The organism is Pseudotabrizicola sediminis (assembly GCF_004745575.1).
Lineage (GTDB): Bacteria > Pseudomonadota > Alphaproteobacteria > Rhodobacterales > Rhodobacteraceae > Pseudotabrizicola > Pseudotabrizicola sediminis.
Genome location: NZ_RPEM01000013.1, coordinates 22,022 through 43,186, shown reverse-complemented (window position 1 = coordinate 43,186; position 21,165 = coordinate 22,022). Strand labels below are relative to the sequence as shown.

General features: G+C 62.7%; 19 protein-coding genes and 1 pseudogene. 13 read left to right on the top strand and 7 right to left on the bottom strand.

Features of this window, described 5'->3' with window-relative positions:
* Positions 1 to 491: 491 nt before the first annotated feature.
* From dnaA to EEB11_RS19625, 6 genes are all read left to right on the top strand, one after another.
* Positions 492 to 1,853: a chromosomal replication initiator protein DnaA gene (gene dnaA, locus EEB11_RS16325; RefSeq protein WP_135433168.1), complete on the top strand. Its 1,362-nt coding sequence runs from the start codon at positions 492 to 494 to the stop codon at positions 1,851 to 1,853.
* A 217-nt stretch (positions 1,854 to 2,070) separates the two neighbouring features.
* Positions 2,071 to 3,189 carry a DNA polymerase III subunit beta gene (dnaN, locus tag EEB11_RS16320; protein WP_135433250.1) on the top strand — a complete coding sequence of 373 codons (1,119 nt, stop codon included), beginning with the start codon at positions 2,071 to 2,073 and terminating at the stop codon, positions 3,187 to 3,189.
* Positions 3,190 to 3,297: 108 nt separating this feature from the next.
* Positions 3,298 to 4,386, top strand: coding sequence for a DNA replication/repair protein RecF (gene recF / locus EEB11_RS16315; protein ID WP_135433166.1), 1,089 nt, complete (start codon positions 3,298 to 3,300; stop codon positions 4,384 to 4,386).
* Positions 4,383 to 5,003: a LysE family translocator gene (locus EEB11_RS16310; protein WP_245298951.1), complete on the top strand. Its 621-nt coding sequence runs from the start codon at positions 4,383 to 4,385 to the stop codon at positions 5,001 to 5,003. Before recF ends, EEB11_RS16310 begins: the two co-directional genes overlap by 4 nt.
* A gap of 81 nt (positions 5,004 to 5,084) precedes the next feature.
* Positions 5,085 to 7,535: a DNA topoisomerase (ATP-hydrolyzing) subunit B gene (gyrB, locus tag EEB11_RS16305; RefSeq protein ID WP_135433164.1), complete on the top strand. Its 2,451-nt coding sequence runs from the start codon at positions 5,085 to 5,087 to the stop codon at positions 7,533 to 7,535.
* A gap of 203 nt (positions 7,536 to 7,738) precedes the next feature.
* Positions 7,739 to 7,903: a hypothetical protein gene (locus EEB11_RS19625; protein ID WP_167852775.1), complete on the top strand. Its 165-nt coding sequence runs from the start codon at positions 7,739 to 7,741 to the stop codon at positions 7,901 to 7,903.
* A gap of 172 nt (positions 7,904 to 8,075) precedes the next feature.
* On the opposite strand, the gene scpB is transcribed toward EEB11_RS19625, so the two are convergent.
* Both scpB and EEB11_RS16295 read right to left on the bottom strand, forming a co-directional pair.
* Positions 8,076 to 8,582 (bottom strand): SMC-Scp complex subunit ScpB, encoded by a 507-nt coding sequence (gene scpB, locus EEB11_RS16300; RefSeq protein WP_135433246.1) that lies wholly within the window; start codon positions 8,580 to 8,582, stop codon positions 8,076 to 8,078.
* Between the two features lie 77 nt (positions 8,583 to 8,659).
* On the bottom strand, positions 8,660 to 9,499 hold the full coding sequence (locus EEB11_RS16295; RefSeq protein WP_135433244.1) for a DUF1403 family protein: 840 nt from the start codon (positions 9,497 to 9,499) through the stop codon (positions 8,660 to 8,662).
* Positions 9,500 to 9,765: 266 nt separating this feature from the next.
* Here EEB11_RS16295 and EEB11_RS16290 point away from each other — a divergent pair, with 266 nt between their 5' ends.
* Together EEB11_RS16290 and EEB11_RS16285 are read left to right on the top strand one after the other, a co-directional pair.
* A complete protein-coding gene (locus EEB11_RS16290) occupies positions 9,766 to 10,452 on the top strand; it encodes a histidine kinase dimerization/phospho-acceptor domain-containing protein (protein ID WP_135433162.1) in 687 nt (228 codons plus the stop codon).
* A complete protein-coding gene (locus tag EEB11_RS16285; protein ID WP_167852774.1) occupies positions 10,434 to 10,616 on the top strand; it encodes a response regulator in 183 nt (60 codons plus the stop codon). The genes EEB11_RS16290 and EEB11_RS16285 overlap by 19 nt, the downstream gene beginning before the upstream one ends.
* A 26-nt stretch (positions 10,617 to 10,642) precedes the next feature.
* On the opposite strand, the gene amaB is transcribed toward EEB11_RS16285, so the two are convergent.
* Entirely contained in the window at positions 10,643 to 12,160 is a 1,518-nt protein-coding gene (gene amaB / locus EEB11_RS16280) for an L-piperidine-6-carboxylate dehydrogenase (protein WP_135433158.1), read from the bottom strand.
* 100 nt (positions 12,161 to 12,260) lie between these two features.
* Here amaB and EEB11_RS16275 point away from each other — a divergent pair, with 100 nt between their 5' ends.
* From EEB11_RS16275 to EEB11_RS16255, 5 genes are all read left to right on the top strand, one after another.
* Positions 12,261 to 13,145, top strand: a complete 885-nt coding sequence (locus EEB11_RS16275) for a LysR family transcriptional regulator (RefSeq protein WP_135433156.1) — start codon at positions 12,261 to 12,263, stop codon at positions 13,143 to 13,145.
* A 201-nt stretch (positions 13,146 to 13,346) separates the two neighbouring features.
* Positions 13,347 to 14,360 (top strand): tyrosine-type recombinase/integrase, encoded by a 1,014-nt coding sequence (locus EEB11_RS16270; RefSeq protein ID WP_245298956.1) that lies wholly within the window; start codon positions 13,347 to 13,349, stop codon positions 14,358 to 14,360.
* A gap of 176 nt (positions 14,361 to 14,536) precedes the next feature.
* Positions 14,537 to 15,493: a 2-hydroxyacid dehydrogenase gene (locus EEB11_RS16265; RefSeq protein WP_135433152.1), complete on the top strand. Its 957-nt coding sequence runs from the start codon at positions 14,537 to 14,539 to the stop codon at positions 15,491 to 15,493.
* Positions 15,494 to 15,716: 223 nt separating this feature from the next.
* Positions 15,717 to 15,923 carry a cold-shock protein gene (locus EEB11_RS16260; protein ID WP_103332067.1) on the top strand — a complete coding sequence of 69 codons (207 nt, stop codon included), beginning with the start codon at positions 15,717 to 15,719 and terminating at the stop codon, positions 15,921 to 15,923.
* Between the two features lie 108 nt (positions 15,924 to 16,031).
* Positions 16,032 to 16,307: a hypothetical protein gene (locus EEB11_RS16255; protein WP_135433150.1), complete on the top strand. Its 276-nt coding sequence runs from the start codon at positions 16,032 to 16,034 to the stop codon at positions 16,305 to 16,307.
* Positions 16,308 to 16,412: 105 nt separating this feature from the next.
* On the opposite strand, the pseudogene EEB11_RS16250 reads toward EEB11_RS16255, so the two are convergent.
* From EEB11_RS16250 to EEB11_RS16235, 4 genes and pseudogenes are all read right to left on the bottom strand, one after another.
* A pseudogene (locus tag EEB11_RS16250) lies at positions 16,413 to 17,419 on the bottom strand (protein-glutamate methylesterase/protein-glutamine glutaminase).
* Between the two features lie 79 nt (positions 17,420 to 17,498).
* Positions 17,499 to 18,335 (bottom strand): CheR family methyltransferase, encoded by an 837-nt coding sequence (locus tag EEB11_RS16245; RefSeq protein WP_135433148.1) that lies wholly within the window; start codon positions 18,333 to 18,335, stop codon positions 17,499 to 17,501.
* Between the two features lie 12 nt (positions 18,336 to 18,347).
* Positions 18,348 to 18,863 (bottom strand): chemotaxis protein CheW, encoded by a 516-nt coding sequence (locus EEB11_RS16240; RefSeq protein WP_135433146.1) that lies wholly within the window; start codon positions 18,861 to 18,863, stop codon positions 18,348 to 18,350.
* Positions 18,864 to 18,919: 56 nt separating this feature from the next.
* On the bottom strand, positions 18,920 to 21,154 hold the full coding sequence (locus tag EEB11_RS16235) for a HAMP domain-containing methyl-accepting chemotaxis protein (RefSeq protein WP_135433144.1): 2,235 nt from the start codon (positions 21,152 to 21,154) through the stop codon (positions 18,920 to 18,922).
* Positions 21,155 to 21,165: the final 11 nt, after the last annotated feature.

Sequence of the window (21,165 nt, the reverse complement as noted above, 5' to 3'; positions counted from 1 at the left end):
GGGCGCCTTTTTTCTACGGTCTTCGCAGCTTTTCAGGCGCTTTCCCCGCCGCACGTTGCCGAATTGCCAAAGCCTTCGGATTCGCTCTGACCAAAGCTGTGTCAACTTAATAGTTCGGTTGCGAAGGCCTGCGCGGCCTTGCTACCTTCATCAGGCGATTCACTTCGTCTTGGGGGACATGACACCACCTTGCGCAGCGTTCTGACCGGCCTTGCTGCCAGCTTGCCATCAGAATTTTGCCACGGACCACGGTGTTATGCTGTCTGCGGTCTATTCCGCACTCAGGTGGTTCAATGGAGTCGGCCTCTCGGGGCCGGTTTTGTTGTGCTGTGAGGTGCCCATATCTGGCCCGTTCGCGGATCAGATCCTTTTTGCGTGTGCTGCGAAAGGGGCAAGGTCCGGTTTTTCCAGGCCTGCATGAGCGGTGTGTGGGAAACAAGCCCGACCGGGGGACCGGAGGTGGCGGGCATAATAAAAACAGGTCAAAACGAATGACGAACGACACGTGGGGACAGGTTCGGGAAGAACTGATCAAGAGGGTTGGCAAGAACAACTACACGACGTGGATCGAGCCGCTTCGCCTTTCGCAGCTGAAAAACGGCGTTGCCAGCTTTGAAGTGCCGACCACATTCTTCGGCGACTGGGTATCGCGCAATTTCGCTGATCACATCCGGGGTCAGCTTGCGGTTGCGGGCACGCCTGTGGACCGCGTCGAATTCACCGTCGGCACCATGGCAGAGCAGCCCGCCGTGCGCCCTTCTACAAAGCCTGCGGCAAAACCGGCACGGGCTCGCACGACCGGCACCGATGAAGTGACCGGCGCGCAGCTGGAGCAGCGCTTTACCTTTGATAATTTTGTGGTCGGCAAGCCGAACGAGCTGGCCCATGCCGCCGCCCGCCGGGTGGCCGAGGGCGGGCCTGTTACGTTCAACCCGCTGTTTCTGTATGGCGGCGTCGGCCTTGGTAAAACCCACCTGATGCATGCCATCGCGCATGAGCTGAAGTTCAGCCGCCCCGATCTGCATGTGCTTTACCTGTCGGCGGAACAGTTCATGTACCGCTTCGTGCAGGCGCTGCGCGACCGTCAGATCATGGACTTCAAAGAGCTGTTCCGGTCAGTTGATGTGCTGATGGTCGATGACGTTCAGTTCATCGCCGGCAAGGATAGCACGCAGGAAGAGTTCTTCCACACCTTCAACGCGCTGGTCGACCAGAACAAGCAGATCGTGATTTCCGCCGACCGTGCGCCCGGAGAGATCAAGGATCTGGAGGAGCGCATTCGGTCGCGTCTGCAGTGCGGGCTGGTGGTGGACCTGCATCCGACCGATTACGAGCTGCGGCTGGGCATCCTGCAATCCAAGCTGGAGCATTACTCCAACCAGTATCGCGGCCTGACGATGGCACCCGGCGTGCTGGAATTTCTGGCGCACCGGATCACCACCAATGTACGGGTGCTGGAAGGCGCGCTGATGCGGCTGTTCGCCTTTGCCAGCCTTGTCGGGCGCGAGATCAATCTGGATCTGGTGCAGGAATGTCTGTCGGATATCCTGCGCAGCTCGGAAAAGCGGCTGACGATCGAAGAGATCCAGCGCAAGGTGGCCGAGCATTACAATGTCCGGCTGTCGGATATGATCGGGCCCAAACGGTTGCGGACGATTGCGCGGCCGCGTCAGGTGGCAATGTACCTGTCCAAACAGATGACCAGCCGCAGCCTGCCGGAGATTGGCCGTCGGTTTGGCGGGCGGGACCATACCACGATCATGCACGGCGTTCGCAAGATCGAAGAGCTGATGGCAGCGGACGGACAGTTGGCCGATGATGTGCAGCTTTTGAAACGGCTGTTGCAAAGCTGACTTTTAGACTTTGCCCTCTGTGTTACAGCTGGGCTGGTCATTTGTTTTCAACGGTTTGCCGTTTCGGATTCACGGAAAATTAAGGGTTGGGCCGTGATGCTCGCTCTTGGCCTTGACCTTGGCGGCAAAGCCCAACAAAGTCGGGTCAAGCACTTGTGAACCCGCAAAAAACGGGTAATGTCGGCGTCCCTTAACCGGCCCGACAGGGGGATGGATGATGAAGATTTCGATTGAACGCGGCACGCTGCTCAAGGCCCTTGCGCAGGCACAGTCTGTGGTGGAGCGTCGCAACACTATTCCGATCCTTGCCAATGTGCTGATAGAGGCCGATGGAGCGCAGATTTCATTCCGCGCCACCGATCTGGACATCGAGGTGGTGGACCGGGCCCCGGCCATGGTGGAGCGTCTCGGTGCAACAACGGTGTCCGCCGTGATGCTGCACGAGATCGTGCGCAAGCTGCCCGATGGTGCGCTGGTGAACCTTACCGAAGACCCGGCCTCGGGGCGGTTGTCGATCATGGCGGGGCGGTCGTCGTTCAGCCTGGCCACGCTGCCGAAGGAAGATTTTCCGGTGATGGCGACATCCGAATATTCGTCGAACTTCTCGGCCCCTGCCCCGGCCCTGCGCCGGTTGTTCGACAAGGCGAAATTCGCAATCTCGACCGAGGAGACCCGGTATTACTTGAACGGCGTTTACCTGCATGTCTCGACCGGCGAGGATGGTCCCGTGCTGCGCGCGGTGGCAACCGACGGGCACCGTCTGGCGCGGATCGATGCTGCGCTGCCCGAAGGGGCCACCGGCATGCCCGGCGTGATCGTGCCGCGCAAGACCGTGAACGAGTTGCGCAAGCTGCTGGATGATGATGCGGCGACGATTGCCGTTTCGGTATCGGAAACCAAGATCCGCTTTGCCACGCCGGCCATCACCCTGACCTCGAAGGTCATCGACGGCACCTTCCCCGATTACACCCGCGTGATCCCGACCGGGAACACACGGCGGCTGGAAGTGGATGCGTCGGAATTTGCCAAAGCCGTTGACCGCGTGGCCACGGTGTCGAGCGAGCGAAGCCGCGCGGTGAAGCTGTCTTTGGACGAGGACCGGCTAATCCTGTCGGTCAATGCACCCGATTCGGGGGCCGCCGAGGAAGAGCTTGCCGTGGCCTATAGTGACGAGCGGCTGGAGATTGGCTTCAATGCTAAATATCTGCTGGAAATCGCCTCTCAGGTAGACCGGGAGAATGCGGTGTTCCTGTTCAACTCCTCGGGGGATCCGACTCTGATGCGCGAGGGAAATGATACCAGCGCGATCTATGTCGTGATGCCGATGCGCGTTTGACATCGGTTGGACCGGGGGCCAGCCCCCCGCGTCCAAGGGTGCTTGAACCGGTGGCGCAACATTGGACGCACCCCCGGGATATCTTCAGCCTGAAAATGAGGGCGACGGTTGGGCGGCTTGGCCATCACATCGCTGGTGCTGTCGCAGTTTCGCAGCCACGGCCTAACGCGGCTGGCCTTTGACGGGCGGCCTGTGGCTGTGCATGGGCCGAACGGGGCCGGCAAGACCAACATCCTTGAGGCGGTATCACTGTTGTCGCCGGGGCGGGGGCTGCGGCGGGCGGGGGCGGAAGAGCTGGCGCGACGGCCTGATGCGATAGGCTGGAAGATCTCGGCAGAGGTGGACGGACTGGATGCGCCACATGAAGTGGTGAGTTTCGCCGAAGGCACTGACGCGCGGGTGGTGCGAATTGACGGTAAGGCGGCGACGCAGGCCATGTTGGGCCGAGTGCTGCGCATCCTGTGGCTGGTGCCCGCCATGGACAGGTTATGGATTGAGGCGGCGGAAGGGCGGCGGCGGTTTCTGGACCGGATGACGCTGAGTTTTACGCCCGAGCATGGCGAGGCGGTGCTGGCCTATGACAAAGCGATGCGCGAGCGCAACCGGTTGTTGAAGGATCAGGTGCGCGACCCGCATTGGTACGGCGTGATAGAGGCGCGGATGGCCGAGGCGGCGGCACTGATCGGCGCGGGCCGCGCGGCGGCGCTGGCGCGGCTGGCGCGCGCGCAGGACGGGGCGGAGACGGCGTTTCCGCGCGCGGATCTGAAGCTGCTGCACCCGGATGGGGATTATGGCGATCTGGCGCTGGCGCTCGCCGAGGGGCGGGCACGCGACATGGCGGCGGGGCGGACCTTGCAGGGGCCACATCGGGTGGATCTGGCGGCAGTTTACGCGGCCAAGGGTGTACAGGCCGCGCAATGTTCGACCGGCGAGCAAAAGGCTTTGCTGATTTCGCTTATTCTGGCCAATGCGCGGGCGCTGGCCGCCGATCTGGGCCGCGCGCCGGTGGTGCTGCTGGATGAGGTAGCGGCGCATCTGGACGCGGCGCGGCGGGCGGCTTTGTATGACGAGATCTGTGCGCTAGGGGCGCAGGCGATCATGACCGGGACAGAGCCCGAGTTGTTTGACAGTCTGGGCACGCGGGCACAGAGCCTCGCGGTATCGGAAGCAGGCGGCGTGTCGGAGTTAATGGCGTGACAGTGACGGTGCATCAGCTGGCGCTGTATGCGCTGGCCATGGTCGGGCTGTGGGTGATCCCCGGCCCGGTCTGGGTGGCGCTGACGGCGCGGGCGCTGTCGGGCGGCATGGCGGGGGCGTGGCCGCTGGCGGTGGGGGTGGCGCTGGGGGACCTGATCTGGCCGTTGTGCGCCATTCTGGGGCTAGCCTGGGTGCTGTCGCTGTATGGCGATCTGCTGGAGGTGCTGCGCTGGCTGGCGGCGGGGGTGTTTCTGGTGATGGGGGTACTGTTGTTGCGCAAACCGGCCTCAGTACCCGGGACGGACAGCCGGATGACGCGGCCCGGGGTCTGGGCCGGGCTGTCGGTGGGGCTGGCGGCGGTGATCGGCAATCCCAAGGCCATTTTATTCTACATGGGATTTCTGCCGGGGTTCTTTGACCTGAGCCGGGTGACGGGATGGGATATTGCAGCGATTCTACTGGTGTCGGCGGTGGTGCCGATGCTGGGCAACCTGGGGCTGGCGCTGTTTCTGGACCGGGCGCGGCGGCTGTTGCAAAGCCCTGCTGCGCTGCGGCGGCTGAACGTGGTGTCGGGGGGGCTGCTGATTGCGGTGGGTTGCGTGATTCCCTTTACTTGACCGCTAAATATTGGGGGTTAGGGGTGACATTCCCGGCCCCGGCGCGTATAAATCGCTCACATTATTTGGGGTTCATGACGCATGGCCGAAGCTGCCCGCAAACCCGCCGAATACGGCGCCGATTCCATCAAGGTACTCAAGGGGTTAGAGGCGGTTCGCAAACGCCCTGGCATGTATATTGGTGACACCGATGACGGGTCGGGCCTGCACCACATGGTTTACGAGGTGGTGGACAACGGGATCGACGAGGCGCTGGCGGGGCATGCCACGGCGGTGACGGTCAAGATCCACGCGGATTCCAGCGTATCGGTGCGCGACAACGGGCGCGGAATTCCGGTGGACATCCATCAGGAAGAGGGTGTGTCGGCGGCAGAGGTCATCATGACCCAGCTGCACGCGGGCGGTAAATTCAACAACACGGACGATTCCGGCAATGCCTACAAGGTGTCGGGGGGCTTGCACGGCGTGGGCGTGTCGGTTGTCAATGCGCTGTCGGAATGGTTGGAGCTGACCGTCTGGCGCGATGAGACCGAATATCGGGCGCGTTTCGAGCATGGCGAATGTGTGGAACATGTGCGCGAGATTGGGCCTGCGCCGGGGATGCGGGGGACCGAGGTACGGTTTCTGGCCAGCGCCAAGATCAATATCCCGGAGGGGACGTTTTCCAACCTCGACTACAGCTTCAAGACGCTGGAGAACCGGCTGCGCGAGCTGGCGTTTCTGAATTCCGGCGTGCGGATCATTGTGGAAGACGCCCGGCCCGCCGAGCCGCTGCACACCGAGCTGTTCTATGAAGGCGGGGTGCGGGAGTACGTGAAATACCTCGACCGGTCGAAATCCAGCATCATGGCCGAGCCGATCTATATGATTGGGGAACGCAATGGCATGACCGTTGAGGTCGCGATGTGGTGGAATGACAGCTACAACGAGATGGTGCTGCCGTTTACCAACAATATCCCGCAGCGCGATGGGGGCACGCATTTGGCGGGGTTCCGGGGGGCGTTGACGCGGACGATCAACGGCTATGCGCAGGCCAAGGGGATCGCCAAGAAGGAAAAGGTGGATTTCACCGGGGATGACGCCCGGGAGGGGCTGACCTGTGTGCTGTCGGTCAAGGTGCCCGATCCGAAGTTTTCGAGCCAGACCAAGGACAAGCTGGTGTCTTCCGAGGTACGGCCTGCGGTTGAGAATCTGGTAAACGAAAAGCTGTCGGAATGGTTCGAAGAGAACCCAAGCCAGGCCAAGGTGATCGTCGGCAAGATAATCGAAGCCGCCATGGCGCGCGAGGCGGCACGCAAGGCGCGCGAGCTGACACGGCGCAAGACGGCGCTGGATGTGGCGTCCCTGCCCGGCAAGCTGGCCGATTGTCAGGAACGTGATCCGGCGAAGTCTGAAATCTTCCTCGTAGAGGGGGATTCGGCAGGCGGCTCGGCCAAGCAAGGTCGGTCACGCGCCAATCAGGCGGTGCTGCCGCTCAAGGGCAAGATCCTGAACGTGGAACGCGCCCGGTTCGACCGGATGCTGGCCAGCCAGGAAATCGGCACGCTGATCACAGCACTTGGCACCGGCATTGGCCGCGACGAGTTTGACATCAAGAAACTGCGCTACCACAAGGTCGTCATCATGACCGACGCCGATGTGGATGGTGCGCATATCCGCACGCTGATCCTGACCTTCTTCTTCCGACAGATGCCGGAACTGATCGAGGGCGGGTACCTCTATATCGCCCAGCCGCCGCTGTACAAAGTGGCGCGCGGTAAGTCCGAAGTCTACATCAAGGATCAGGCGGGCCTTGAGGATTACCTGATCGACATGGGGCTGGAAGGCGCAGTACTGCGTCTGGGCAATGGCGAGGAGCTGGCGGGCGAAGACCTGCGCCGCGTGATCAACGGCGCGCGGCAGTTCCGCCGGGTGCTGGAGTCTTTCCCGACCAATTACCCGCGCAATCTGCTTGAACAGGCGGCGCTGTCGGGTGCCTTTGATCCGGGACAGGCCGATGCCGATCTGCAGGCGGTGGCGGATACCGTGGCGCACCGCCTCAACCTGATTGCGGCGGAATATGAAAAGGGCTGGGCCGGGCGGATCACGCAGGACCACGGCATCCGCCTGTCGCGCATCCTGCGCGGGGTTGAGGAGTTGCGCACGCTGGACGGCGCGGTTTTGCGCTCGGGTGAAGCGCGGCGACTGGCGTCGATCTCACGCGAAACGCGGGATTCGTTCCGCGATCCGGCAAAGCTGGTGCGCAAGGACCGCGAGCAGCTGGTTTACGGCCCCACCGACCTGCTGAAGTCGATACTGGCCGAGGGCGAAAAGGGTCTGACGCTGCAACGCTACAAGGGTCTGGGCGAAATGAACCCGGAACAGCTGTGGGAGACCACGCTGGACCCAGAGGCGCGCACCCTGTTGCAGGTGAAGGTGGATGACCTGGCCGAGGCGGATGACATCTTCACCAAGCTGATGGGTGATGTGGTCGAACCGCGCCGCGAGTTCATTCAGCAAAACGCGCTGAATGTGGAAAATCTGGACTTCTGATCTGGTTTGCCCCGCCATTGTGCGGGGTGGACCGGAAAGTTTCCGGCAATCCCCTTGGCTTGGGCGATTGTTTGTGTCCGGCACTGGTTTACCACGTGCCGGACCCCCATCTTGAAATAAGCTGCGCAAAGTCTTTGTGCCGTTTCATGGCAGGCTCTGTCCCGGCCGGTTTCCAACCGAATCCAGCCTGACAGGAGCCTATCATGGGATATTCCCCGCAAAAAACCCCGTTCGACCTGACCGAATTTCTGAGCAAGCCTGCAAATCCGAACATCCGCAAGTGGAAGCGTTTTTCCATGGGCGCGCGCCCTGCCGCCGCGGTGAAAGACGCTGCTGCCGATGAAACGGATGTGCCTGCGAAAGTCTGATACGACCTTCAGAGCCCCGATCGGGCCGGATGATATGCCGGGTGCTGTGTTGATAAACACCGCCCGGCACGTTCATGTCTGGCGCGGATGATGTGACGGCGCGCCGCACGGAGCATTCAACGCGTCCGCAACCGCTATTCTGCAGCATATGCGTACATGTGCAACGCGCTGCCTAACCTGCCGCGTCCCGCAATTGCTCGGCATCAGGCAGGTCGGCGAGCGTTTCCAGCCCGAAGGCGGCAAGGAAAGCATCTGTGGTGACAAAAGTATAGGGCGCGCCCCGGCGCGGCGCGCGGGGCCCGGTGGCGATCAGAGCGCGGTCGAACAGGCGGCCAATCAGGTCGCGGCTGATGTCCTTGCCGAAAATCTCGTGCAACCCGTCGCGGGTGATGGGCTGGTGATAGGCGATGGCCGCCAGAACTGCGGTGTCGAACGCGCTCAGGTTCAGCGCCTGAGTGGTCACATCGGCGGCCATGCGGATCGCTTGTGCAAAGGCCGGTCGGGTGCGCAGGGCCCAACCCGCGCCCACCCGCGCCACGGTATAGGGTCGGTCTTCCAGATCGGCAGCCAGATCTTCGATCAGCAGATCCACGCTTGCCCCCTGCCCCACCACCCGCGCCAGATCTTTGCGCGGCACCGGGGATGCACTGGCAAACAGCACAGCCTCAATCCGCCGCATCCATTGGCGCCAACGCAGGTCAGGCGGCAGATCGGCCAGTTCAGGGTCGAAATCCGACGTGTCGCGCCCCGCCACGGCTATAGCCCGTACAGGCGGAACGTGTCGCGTCCGGTCAGTTCGCGCACGGCCCCAAGCAAGACCAGACGGTCACACAACCGCCGCGCCGCGCGGTCCGACAGGATGGGCACCAACGCGGGGGCAGTCAGGGCATCGCGGGTCAGGAACATGTCTACCGCCTGCGCGGCACCCCTGGCCCGCAGCTTTGGCGCAACCGCCCGCAACCGGTCGGCCCGGCGCATCAGATCCGCCGCCATCTGCAGGGCGGGTCGCGCCGCCATGATAACGGCCCGGTGGCAGGCCAGCCTCAGCGCCGCATCGGTCTGGCGCAGATCGCGCGATGTCAGTCCCGCCGCCAACACTGGCAGCAGATGCGGCCAACCCAGTGCCTGCGCCAGCACCGCATCGCCGAGGATGAGCGCGGGTATTTCCGAACGCGGGCTGTCGGCCAGTACCGCCTGAATCACCGCGGCGGCGCGGGGGACCGGAGCACCCTGATGTGACTCCAGCAGCAGCGCGATCCGGTCGGCCGGAAACTTTGGCAGCGCGCGCGACAGCGCGGCCACAGTGACCGGTCGCTCTGCAGCGCGCAGCCACTGTCCAAGCACGTCTCCCGCCGGGCCGGGATGATCGCCGGGTCGGGTCAGATGCAGCGAATCGCGCAGTGCCGCCGCCCGCTCTGACCGCCCGGCCATGCGCACGCAGACCTCTGCCGCCGTCAACGCCAGCCGGGCGCGCCACAGGGCATGGGGGATATCGGGGCGGAGGGTTGCACCATGAAGCTGCGCCAGTGCCGCGCCGGACAGAAATGCCATATCTTCATCCGTGTGCGCCCGCCCGACCGCGATCCACCCCGGCATCGCAGGGAAAGGCGAAAGGCCTTGTTGCGGTTGAGGGGGGACGCGCTTCATGCTTGGACGCTAGATCAACCCGGCGCTTTGGGCAAGCACGTAGCGCAATTAGCGCCGCCTGAAGCGAGACCCTAGCAGTGATTGCGGACTGCCAAAATGCTAGCTTTATTGTTTTCAAGCGAAGGCAGATTTTAGGTATTGATCGGCGCAGGGGCAAGAAAGCACGGCAGCCAAAATGACCAAGCCTCAGTCGCTGCAATCCTTGCAAACCAACGGTGTTTTACGCCGTTGCCACCATGCTGCGGTTGAACGGCATGCAGCGCGAGCTTCATGATGCCTTGGCGCAGGCCACAATGGCGAGCCGTGCAAAGTCAGAGTTTCTGGAGAATACCAGTCACGAAATCCGCACACCGATGAACGGCGTTCTGGGGATGGTACAGGTGCTGGATGCGACCGCGCTGACAGAAGGCCAGCGCGAAAACCTGCGCCTGACCCGGGATTCCGGCGACATGCTGATGTCGCGGATCGAGGCTGGGCGGATCGACCTTCAGCCGGCACCCCACCCGTTGATCCGGTCGCTTGAAGACACGGTTGCCCTGTTTCAGGCGAGGGCTGCTGAGAAGGGTATCACGCTGACCTTTGGGGCGGTCCCCGGCACGCCCGAGCGCATGATGTACGATACCGTGCGGGCGCGGCAATGTCTGGGCAATCTGGTGTCCAATGCCGCAAAGATCACCACACGCGGTACAATAGCGGTGACCTTGTCCACCCGACCGTTGTGCGCCGGGCAGTCAGAGGTCGTGCTGACCGTGAAAGATACCGGGATCGGCATTGACCCGGTGGTGCAGAGCCGGCGTTTTGAACGACTTTGCCCAGGCGGAAGCCACCACGGTCAAGGAGTATGGCGGCACCGGGCTGGGGCTCGGGGGAACCTTGGGCACAGGTGCCGGTCGTTGCCCTGACCGCAAACGCGATGGGGGGCGAGCGCGAGCGCTGTCTGCAGATGGGCATGCAAGGCTATGCCAGCAAGCCGATCCGCCTGCCGGTGTTGCTGGAAGAAATCACACGCGTCCTGTCTGAAACCAGCCCTGATGGGGATAATCTGGCATCAGCACAGGAGCGGTGACCACCCCGTTTGATCACTCCGCGCGCTCAGATGTCAAAGACCACACCTTGCGCCAGAGGCAGCGCACGGGAATAGTTGATGGTGTTGGTGGCGCGGCGCATGTAGCCTTTCCAAGCATCCGATCCGCTTTCCCGTCCGCCGCCGGTTTCCTTTTCGCCGCCAAAGGCACCGCCGATTTCTGCGCCCGAGGTGCCGATGTTCACATTGGCAATGCCGCAGTCAGAGCCGGAGGCCGACAGGAACAGCTCGCTCTCGCGCAGGTCGGTGGTGAAGATCGAAGAGGACAGGCCCGCGCCGACAGCGTTGTGATCCTCAATCACGGCGGGCAGGTCGGTGTAGCGCATCACGTAAAGGATCGGCGCAAAGGTTTCCTCGAACACCGGACCGGTTTGCGAGGGCATCTCGACCAGCGCAGGCCTGACGTAATAGGCCGTCTCAGGCCCGGCGTCGGTCACACGGGCACCGCCATGGACCGTGCCACCGGCGGCATGCGCCGCGACCAACGCGGCCTGCATGGTATCATAGGCAGACTTGTCAACCAGCGGCCCCACGAGTGATGGCGTGGTCAGCGGGTTGCCGACGGAAACCGAGCCGTAGGCCTTGATCAGGCGCGGCACCAGGGCGTCATAGACCGCATCATGCACAAACAGCCGCCGCATCGTGGTACACCGCTGGCCAGCGGTGCCCATCGCGCCAAAGGCAATCGCCCGCAACGCCATGTCCAGATCAGCTGACGGGCAGACGATACCGGCATTGTTGCCGCCCAGTTCTAGGATCGACCGGCCAAAGCGCGCGGCGACCTTCGGGCCGACCTGCCGCCCCATGCGGGTGGAGCCGGTGGCCGAGACCAGCGCCACGCGCGGATCATCCACCAGTGCCTCGCCTGTCTCACGCCCGCCGATGATCACCTGCGACAGATGCGCGGGCGCGTCGCCGAACCGGGCCAGCGCGCGGTCCAGAATGGCCTGCGATGCCAGCGCTGTCAGCGGCGTCTTTTCCGAAGGCTTCCAGACCACAGGATTGCCGCAGACCAGCGCCAGCGCCGAATTCCAGGACCAGACCGCCACCGGGAAGTTAAAGGCCGAAATCACGCCGACCACCCCCAGCGGATGCCAGGTTTCCATCATGCGATGGCCCGGGCGTTCGGTTGCAATCGTCAGACCATACAGCTGGCGCGAAAGGCCGACGGCAAAATCGCAGATGTCGATCATCTCCTGCACCTCGCCTGCGCCTTCGGACGGGCTTTTGCCAGCCTCGATCGACACCAGACGGCCCAGATCGGCCTTGGACGCGCGCAGCTCTTCGCCCAAGAGCCGTACCAGCTCACCCCGGCGCGGGGCCGGCACTTCACGCCAGGCCCGGAAGGCGACAGCGGCCCGGCCAATGGTCTCCGCGACGGCGGTCGCATCCTGTTCGGGCAGCTGGGCCGTTTTTTCGCCGGAGATGGGCGAAAAGCTGTGCAGCGTGCCGCCGGTGTAACGTGCTGCGTCAACGCCCAGGCGGGTCAGAATCTCGGTGCAGTCGGTGGCGATGGTACTGGTCATGGCATATCCTCGGGCGAAGCAGATTGCTGTGATCATTCAGGTATCGTATCAGATAAGCGATGAAACGTGCTGATTTGAACTGACTTGATGCGAGTTTGGAATGAAGTTAAGCCGTAGCCGTGTTCCCGACATCCTGGCGCTGCAGTCTTTCGAGGCGGCGGCGCGGCATGGCAGCTTTACCCGCGCCGCCGAAGAGTTGAGCCTGACACAGAGTGCCGTCAGCCGCCAGATCAAGGATCTGGAAGCACAGCTTGGCGTCGCGCTGTTTGAACGGGTGCGCCAACGGGTGGTGCTGTCCGTCGCCGGTATGCGCCTGTTGCCCGATGCCACGCGGGTGCTGTCGCAGGTTGAGATGCTTACCCTGCGCGCGGCAGGAACCCGCGATGTGACCGGACATATCTCTATCGCCACCCTGCCGACCTTCGGCAGCCGCTGGCTGGTCCCACGGCTGACCGATTTTCTCGCCCAGCATCCCGGTCTGCAGGTCACCGTGACCTGCCGCGCCGAACCGTTCGATCTGAGCGAGACGGGCGTGAATGTGGCGATCCATTACGGGCAACCGGTCTGGCCCCGCGCAAGCTGCACCTATCTGTGCGCAGAGACGGTGGTGCCAGTGGCCTCGCCGATGCTGGCGCGGCAACTTGACGGTTCGCTGTTGACGGCACCCCTTTTGCATATGGAGTCGCGGCCGTTGCTTTGGGTCGATTGGCTTGCCGCAACCGGGGACACCCGGACCGACGGGATGCGCGGGCACAGGTTTGACCAGTTCACCTTGCTGATCGAGGCGGCAATGGCCGGGCTGGGGGTGGCTTTGGTGCCGACCTATCTGGTAGAGCGTGAATTGCGCGAAGTTTCGTTGCAGATCGTGCGCAATGCCCCACTCCGGACTGACGCGGCCTACTATGTCGTCTTGCCGAACGACCAAGCGTCCGACCCGGTGTGCAGCGCTTTCCTGAGCTGGATCAGATCCTGTGTTTCGGCGTGAATTGCGCTGCTTCCTTGGGCACAGCCGAGATGCAAAGAAACCACTCCAAAAATCATGCACCCCAGGGTCGCCGCTGCCACCACTGATTGCAATATCGAACCTCAACCGACTATGCTTTGCGGTATGACCAAAACACCTGTGACACCGCAGCCAGACTTGCCTGATGGGCGCAACTTAGACCCAAAGAACGACGCCTATGAAATGCGCGCTCTTGCCATGCCCGCCCCACTGCCGGGCTCTGGTGCCATGGACCGGTTGGTGGAAACGGCGCGGGACTATGCGCGGGCGGCCGCTTCTGACAACACGCTCAGGGCCTATGCGCAGGACTGGACGCATTTCGCCCGCTGGGGCCGGATGCGCGGCGCAGACCTGTTGCCCCCGTCGCCCGAGGTGATTGGCCTTTACATCGCCGATCTGGCGGCCCCTGCGGGCAACACTGCTGCCCTGTCGGTCACCTCGATCGAGCGGCGGCTCTCGGGGCTGTGCTGGGGCTATGCGCAGCGCGGGTTCAACCTTGACCGCAAGGATCGCCACATCGCCTCTGTACTGGCGGGCATCCGGCGCAAACATGCGCGGCCGCCGATGCAGAAAGAGGCGATCCTGCCGCAAGATCTGCGCGACATGCTGGCCACACTGCCGCTTGATCTGCGCGGTTTGCGCGACAGGGCGCTGCTGCTGATCGGCTTTGCCGGGGGGCTGCGGCGGTCCGAGATTGTGGGTCTGGACCATGGCAAGGATGACACGCCAGACTCGGGTGGCTGGGTGCAGGTTCTGGAGGCTGGCGCACTCATCACCCTGCGCGGCAAGACCGGCTGGCGCGAGGTGGAAATCGGGCGCGGCAGCAGTGATCAGACCTGCCCAGTGCATGCGCTGACGCAATGGCTGCACTTTGCCCGCATCGACTTTGGACCGGTCTTTGTGGCCGTGTCCCGCGATGGCCGCCGCGCCACGCCCGACCGGCTGAGCGACCGGCATGTCGCGCGGGTGATCAAGCAATGCGTTGAGGATGCCGGCCTGCGGCCAGACCTGTCGACAGCCGACCGTTCGAGGCTCTATTCCGGCCATTCCCTGCGCGCGGGCCTCGCCAGCAGCGCCGAAGTCGATGAGCGCTATGTGCAAAAGCACCTCGGCCACGCCAGCGCCGAGATGACCCGACGTTATCAGCGCCGGCGTGACAGGTTCCGCGTCAACCTGACCAAAGCTGCAGGGTTGTAGCCACCACGCGTCGCCACATCCGTTCTCCGCGCTACGGGTTGCGCTGACGTCTGGCTGCCGTATATCGTCCGGGTCGATGACTTGCTGGCCTTCCCTCTGCGTGCTGATCCGGCTGCGTCGACCCCGCGCTGGAAAGTGCGCCTGAATGCCCGCGTAAACAAAGAAGGTATGCCCGCTTGAAACCCGATCTTCTGGTGCTTCGCCCCACACTTGCCCCACAGATGCAGGTTCTGGCGCAATGCTATACGCTTCACCGCTATGATCTGTCCGACGCGGAAGGAAGGGCCGTGATGCTGGCTGGCCCGGGCCAGTGCTGCGAAGCTATTGTGACCGACGGTCACACCCCCCTGACGCGTGACATGATTGCGCAACTGCCGGCGCTTAAGGTGGTGGCCTGCGCATCGGCCGGATATGAAATGATCGACGTGGATGCGCTGGCCGAGCATGGCGTCGTGCTGACCAATACCTCGGATGCGCTGTTTGACGATGTGGCGGATACGGCCCTGCTGCTGACCATGGCGGCCAGACGGGCGCTGGTGGCGGCCCATGCCCATGTGGCCTCGGGCAACTGGGGGACGATGGGCGCGTTTCCGCTGCAATCGTCATTGCGCGGCAAGAAACTGGGCATTGTGGGCATGGGGCGGATCGGGCGGGCGATCAGTGGGCGGGCGCAGGCGGTGGGGCTGGAGACCGCCTATTTCAGCCGCACCGCCAAGCCGGATGTCGACTTGCCGTTCCAGCCCGATCTGCTGGCACTGGCCCATTGGGCCGATATCCTGGTGGTGATCGTTGCGGGCGGAGCGGGCACGCGCAACCTGATCGACGATCCGGTACTGCGCGCGCTGGGGCCGCAGGGCACGCTGATCAATGTCAGCCGCGGGTCGGTGGTGGACGAAACCGCGCTGATTGCGGCCTTGCGCGATGGCGGGCTGGGCTCTGCCGGGCTCGATGTGTTCTGGAACGAGCCGAACCCCGATCCGGCGCTGACGGCGCTGCCTAATGTGACGCTTTATCCGCACCACGCCAGCGGCACAGTGGAAACCCGCGTGGCGATGGCGCAGCTGGTGGTGGACAATCTGGCCGCGCATTTCGCAGGCCAGCCGCTGCTGACACCGGTCAATCTGCCCGTCTGAAAAGACGTGCCCCGCCGCCGGCGGCAAAACTGGCCACATGTTGCCGGGCGGTAGGCAGGCACTTCCCAAGCAGTGCTTGCATCTGCGGGCACAGCCTGATAGGAAGACTGGGCAAAGCTTCTTCTTTCGACCTCCTGTTTCCTTACGGCTTCAGTTGCGACTCTGACGACACTGAGCCGGACCATCGCAATTCTGTGGGTGGTAATAAACTAGGAGACACACGATGGCCAATGGCACCGTGAAATGGTTCAACGCAACAAAAGGCTTCGGCTTTATCGCTCCGGCACAAGGCTCCAAGGACGTGTTCGTCCATGTGAGCGCGCTGGAACGCGCTGGCATCCGCCAGCTGGATGACGGTCAGGCCGTGACCTTCGATCTGGAAAGCGACCGCAATGGCCGCGAATCCGCGACGAACCTCGCGCTGGCCTGAACCTCGGTTCGGTTGACACGATCTGAAACGGGGGTGGCGCAAGCCGCCCCCGTTTTCGCATTGCGTTCGTCGTGTCGGCTGCCCCCAGAAGACAGGGACCGTGCCTCAATGCCGCCAAGGCCTTTCACACTCAACCTTGGCCTGAGCGTCCAGCCGCACCTCTACTTCGTCGCCATAGCTGTTCGCAGCCAGTGCCGCCACACGACGCCCGCCGCGCACGATATATCCGATCCCGGCATAGCCAAGCGGGGCAAGGCAGGCGCGCGCGACATCTTAGCGCAGCGACCGGCGGTCATCGCGTTCAAGTTTTCAATCGTTCAGCGCGCCGCTGCGCCGGAATTCCATCTCGGCCCGAATACCATCCGCCGCATCACCGTCGACTAAGATTTGGCCGTCATCGTCACGGCCGATTGCGACCATTCGGCCACCGCTGACCCGCCCGGCGATCTGCGGTTGGACGCTACCGATACTGCTCGATGATAAGCACACTCAACTCCGCCCAAGGCGCAGCGCGGCCATCGCCAGCCGCCCCAGCGGCATCTCCTCTTCGACCCCGCCATGGCGCATCGCTTCCTTGGGCATGCCGTAGACCACCGAGCTGGCCTCATCCTGCCCGATGGTCCGCGCCCCAGCATCGCGCATTTCTTTCATCCCGCGCGCACCATCATCGCCCATGCCGGTCATGATAACGCCAATCGCATTCTGCCCGGCATAGCGCGCCACCGACCGGAACAATACATCAACCGACGGGCGATGGCGCAGTACCAGCGGCCCCTCGCGAACATCAACCGTATAAGTCGCACCGCTGCGGTTCAACAGGGTGTGGCGGTTGCCCGGCGCGATCAACACGTGCCCGCGCAACAGACGGTCCCCCTGTGCCGCCTCTTTGACCGACACCCCGCAGATCGCATCAAGCCTCCGGGCAAAGGCGGCGGTGAACCCTTCGGGCATGTGCTGCACGATGATGATCGGCGGGCAGTCCACCGGCATCGCCTCCAGAAATACCCGTACCGCTTCGGTGCCACCGGTCGACGCACCCACGGCAAGATCTTTTCGGTTGTTTTCGCCATAGCCCGGTTCGACGGCGCAGGCAGCATCGCATCAGCTGTCAACTTGGCCGCGGGGGCGTTTTCGCGCAGACGACCAAGACGAGCCTGCGCCGCTCCCTTGATAGCGTCACAGATCCGGATCCGGCTGTCCTCAAGAAAGTCGCGGATGCCGACCTGCGGCTTGCAGATGATATCCACCGCACCGGCATCCAGCGCACGCGCCAGGGTTTCGGTATTGGCGCCGACCAAAGACGAACACATCACCACCGGAATCGGATGCTGCGACATGATCTTACGCAGGAAAGTGATACCGTCCATGCGCGGCATCTCAACATCCAGTGTGATGACATCGGGCCGCTGCTGCCGGATCTGCGCGGCCGCCGCAAAGGGATCCCCCGCCGTGCCCATGACCTCCAGATCGGGGTCGGATGAGATAAGATCGGCCATGACCTGGCGAACAACGGCACTGTCGTCGACCACAAGGACCCGGTACTTCGGGCCGTTGGACAAAAGGGACACCTGAGGCTTACTCCTTTCGGTAGATGGATGGGGAAACGGGCGTCATGCCGGGCGGAGGGCTGGCAAGGCTTTCAGAATGCCCGGTCAGCAGGTAACCGCCAGGCCGGATCCGGCGGGCCACGTTGGCGGCGGCACGAAGCTGATCATCGGGCTCGAAGTAGATGAGGACGTTGCGCAGAAAGGCGATGTCGGCGGTAAGCGCCATGCCTGTGGGCAGATCCAGCAGGTTGGCCCAAGCCAGGCGGGCATGACTGCGTAACTCCGGCGCAATCCGATAGCGCTGCTTGCCAACCGCCAGCGTGCGTGACCGGAGCAGATAGCGGCGACGCATCTCATCCGGGATCGGCAGGATGTCATCTTCGTCAAAGGTTGCCACTGCGGCCTTGCGCAAGATTTTCTGTGACACATCTGTGCCGACAAGATCCCAGCGCAAATTGCGGGTGCGGGCAAAGGTGTCAACCACCATACCCGCCGTCCACAGCTCGGCACCCGTCGAACAGGCCGCACTCCAGATGGTCAGCGGCTGGTGCCGCCCGGCCCCCTCGGCAACCACGGATGGAAGGCCGGTGGTGGTCATCCAGTCGAAATGGGCCCTTTCGCGAAAGAATGACGTGGTGTGCGTTGTCAGCGCCTCCACCAGTCTTAGGGCGGCCGGGCCTGCGGGTGCAGTGCGCAGCTGTTCGACAAAATCTGTCACCGATTCAACGCCGGACTCCCGCAAAAGACGATTGATCCGATGCTCCAGAAAATCGGTTTTTGTGGCGGCGATCGAAATGCCGCTTAGCCGAAAGACCGCCTCGACAAGAACCTGGGCCTGGTCCGGCGCGATCCGCTCATTCTGCATTGCCCCCTCCCTTCATTCGAAATCAAACGCGCCGGGAAGGTTGGTCTGAAACACGGTTTCAAGCGCAAGAATCTGGATCAGCTGCCCGTTGACGCGCGCAACCCCGCGCAGCACCGAAGCATCCCAGCTTGTCATCGCGCTGGGAGCCGCCCCGATCTCATCATCGGGAATCTCGGCCACCCCAAGCACACGATCGGCAATGACACCGATCGGGGTTGCCGGATTGGTCCCGAATTCAAGAACAATGATCCGCCCGGCTCCTTCGGACTTGCCGCCATGCAGGCCAAGCCGCCCCGGCAGATCAACCAGCGCCACGTTCTCACCGCGGATATCTATCATCCCCAACAGATCACCCGGCGCATTTGGCAATCGGGTAATAGTCTGCATATCAAGGATTTCGCGGACCATGGCAACATCAACGGCCAGCAGCTGTTCTGCCAGAACAAAGGTCACATAGGTGCGGGGATCGTCTTTGACCCCGCTGTCTTCCTGGGTCCAGGCCTCTTCGGCCAGAGTGGCTGCCGTCATATGAAATCACCTGCAAAGCGGGGCGGGGCAAGGCATGTTGCGGACACGAACGTCGCTCAATACCGCTGGAAATCATCTTCGCGTCCGGCACCGGTATCGCCTGCGAGATCAATCATGACCCCATTCTGAAACGCATGCGCCGCGCCGTTGCTTTTGGCCTTCGCCGCCAGCTGAGGTGTGCTGATGTTGCGCGGGCGCTGGGTCGTAAAGGTGGGACGGGCGCCGGAAGCCTCGCGTGCTGGTTCGGCAGTCGGAGCCTTTACAGGCTGCCGCTCGTCCCCCAGACGGAAGAAGCCGATCACCCCGCGCAGTTGTTCCGACTGGGTTGCAAGCTGTTCGGACACGCTGGCCGCTTCGGTCGAAGACGAGGCGTTTTGCTGGATCACAGAGTCAAGCTGCCGGATTGCTTCGTTGATCTGCTCCGCCCCGACGTTCTGTTCCCGCGTTGCGGCGCTGATCTCTTGCACAAGGTCGGCGGTCCGTTTGATCGACGGCACCAGTGACTGCAGCATTTCACCGGCACGCTGACTGACCTCGACTGTTTTGCCGGAAAGCTGGCTGATCTCGCCCGCGGCTTGCTGGCTGCGTTCAGCCAGTTTGCGGACCTCCGAGGCGACCACGGCAAAGCCCTTGCCATGCTGTCCGGCACGCGCCGCCTCGACCGCCGCATTCAGCGCCAGAAGATCGGTCTGCCGGGCGATTTCCTGGATGATGTTGATCTTTTCGGCGATCGTCTTCATGGCGCGGACCGCCTCATCCACCGCCTTGCCACTTTCTTCCGCCTCTTGCGCCGATTTGGTGGCGATCTTTTCGGTCTGGGCTGCATTGTCCGCCGACTGCCGGATATTGGCCGACATTTCTTCCATCGAGGACGAGGCCTGTTCCGCCGCGGCCGCCTGTTCTGTGGCACCCTGGCTGAGTTGTTCTGCCGTTGCCGACATCGCCTGTGCGCCTTCGGCCACGCCTGCGGCGCTGTGGTTGGCGTTAGAGATCACCTCGCGCAGCTTTTCAAGCATCGTTTCCAGCGCAATGCCAAGGCCGTCGACGTCAGAGCGGCGTCTGGTCACCACACCCAGATCACCTTGGCTGATCTTTTCGGCGACATTTGTTATCTCGCGGAGCGAACCCGACATGCGGCTCATCGCAGACAGAAGGTCGCCGATTTCGTCGCGGCTTGATGGCGTTGCGTCCACAGTCAGGTCGCCCATTTCAACAGCGCGGGCGACTGTGACAGCACGGTTCAGACCACGCGAGATCGAAATCGAAAGCCAGAACGCTGCAGCGATACCGATACCAGCGGCCACTAGTCCCAGAGTGATGAGCAGGGTGCGCGACGTCTCATAAACCCCCAGTGCAATTTCTTTGCCATGCTGAACGCGCTGCTGGCTAAAATTCGACATCGCAAATGCGGCCTCGACCACTTTTTCGAAGGCGGGGGAAAGGCGCTCGTCCAGAAACTGAGTGGCGTGGAGATTGCTATTTTCCAGCGACAAGGCAGTACCGCGCATAAGCGCTTCGCGCCAGGTCTCCCAGCCCACGATGATCGCTTCGACAGCACGGGCGTCGGTGGAGCTGGCAAATCCCCGGGCCTGAAGCAGGTCCTGGGTGAGCGAGTTCTGCATGGGTTCAAGACGTGCCGCCAGATCTGCAAGTTCTGAATCGTCCCTGGCCATCAGCATGTCGCGCTCGATTTCCCTTAAGGCACGCATCGTATCGATCCCGCCATCAATCGAGGCCTCGAGCGAGACCAATCGCGGATCGCGCACTTCTGAATTGGCAATTCGCTCCCGGACGCTGGCGATCAATACCTCCGAGGCATCATAAAGGGTGCCATACGAAGGGGTGCTTTCTTCGGCGTAGATCAACATTGCCCTCTCGCCGCTTTTGACAATGCCCAGCGTCCGCAACTCGCCTTCCAGTCTGCGGAACGCGGTCCAGTTGGCGCTGAAGGTAGCATGCAGGGCCTTGGCTTCCTCTGCAACGACAAGGTCGCCCAATGTGACGAGCACCTCATCTGTTCTGTCCAAATACTCGTCGGCTCGGCGTATGATTTGGGTTGCTTCTGCGACCGTTTCCGCCACCAGATAATCCTGAACCTGGTTCATAGATTGTGTGGCCGTGACCTGCATGGTCAGCGCCACTTCTAGCTGACGTGCGAAGCGATCAACGATCATGTTAATCTCTTCGTTCATATCGGACGTTTTCTTCAACGCCATGAAGCTGGAAACGCCGAGGAGGATGATCAGGACCGCAAATACCGCGATCAGTTTTGCTTTGATGGTGACTCGCATATCTGGTCCTT

Bases quoted from the DNA above. Each gene is read 5' to 3' on its own strand.
- dnaA (WP_135433168.1), top strand. From the start codon at position 492: ATGACGAACGACACGTGGGGACAGGTTCGGGAAGAACTGATCAAGAGG.
- dnaN (WP_135433250.1), top strand. From the start codon at position 2,071: ATGAAGATTTCGATTGAACGCGGCACGCTGCTCAAGGCCCTTGCGCAG.
- gyrB (WP_135433164.1), top strand. From the start codon at position 5,085: ATGGCCGAAGCTGCCCGCAAACCCGCCGAATACGGCGCCGATTCCATC.
- EEB11_RS19625 (WP_167852775.1), top strand. From the start codon at position 7,739: ATGGGATATTCCCCGCAAAAAACCCCGTTCGACCTGACCGAATTTCTG.
- scpB (WP_135433246.1), bottom strand. From the start codon at position 8,582: ATGCGGCGGATTGAGGCTGTGCTGTTTGCCAGTGCATCCCCGGTGCCG.
- EEB11_RS16295 (WP_135433244.1), bottom strand. From the start codon at position 9,499: ATGCCGGGGTGGATCGCGGTCGGGCGGGCGCACACGGATGAAGATATG.
- amaB (WP_135433158.1), bottom strand. From the start codon at position 12,160: ATGACCAGTACCATCGCCACCGACTGCACCGAGATTCTGACCCGCCTG.
- EEB11_RS16275 (WP_135433156.1), top strand. From the start codon at position 12,261: ATGAAGTTAAGCCGTAGCCGTGTTCCCGACATCCTGGCGCTGCAGTCT.
- EEB11_RS16270 (WP_245298956.1), top strand. From the start codon at position 13,347: ATGCGCGCTCTTGCCATGCCCGCCCCACTGCCGGGCTCTGGTGCCATG.
- EEB11_RS16260 (WP_103332067.1), top strand. From the start codon at position 15,717: ATGGCCAATGGCACCGTGAAATGGTTCAACGCAACAAAAGGCTTCGGC.
- EEB11_RS16255 (WP_135433150.1), top strand. From the start codon at position 16,032: ATGCCGCCAAGGCCTTTCACACTCAACCTTGGCCTGAGCGTCCAGCCG.
- EEB11_RS16245 (WP_135433148.1), bottom strand. From the start codon at position 18,335: ATGCAGAATGAGCGGATCGCGCCGGACCAGGCCCAGGTTCTTGTCGAG.
- EEB11_RS16240 (WP_135433146.1), bottom strand. From the start codon at position 18,863: ATGACGGCAGCCACTCTGGCCGAAGAGGCCTGGACCCAGGAAGACAGC.
- EEB11_RS16235 (WP_135433144.1), bottom strand. From the start codon at position 21,154: ATGCGAGTCACCATCAAAGCAAAACTGATCGCGGTATTTGCGGTCCTG.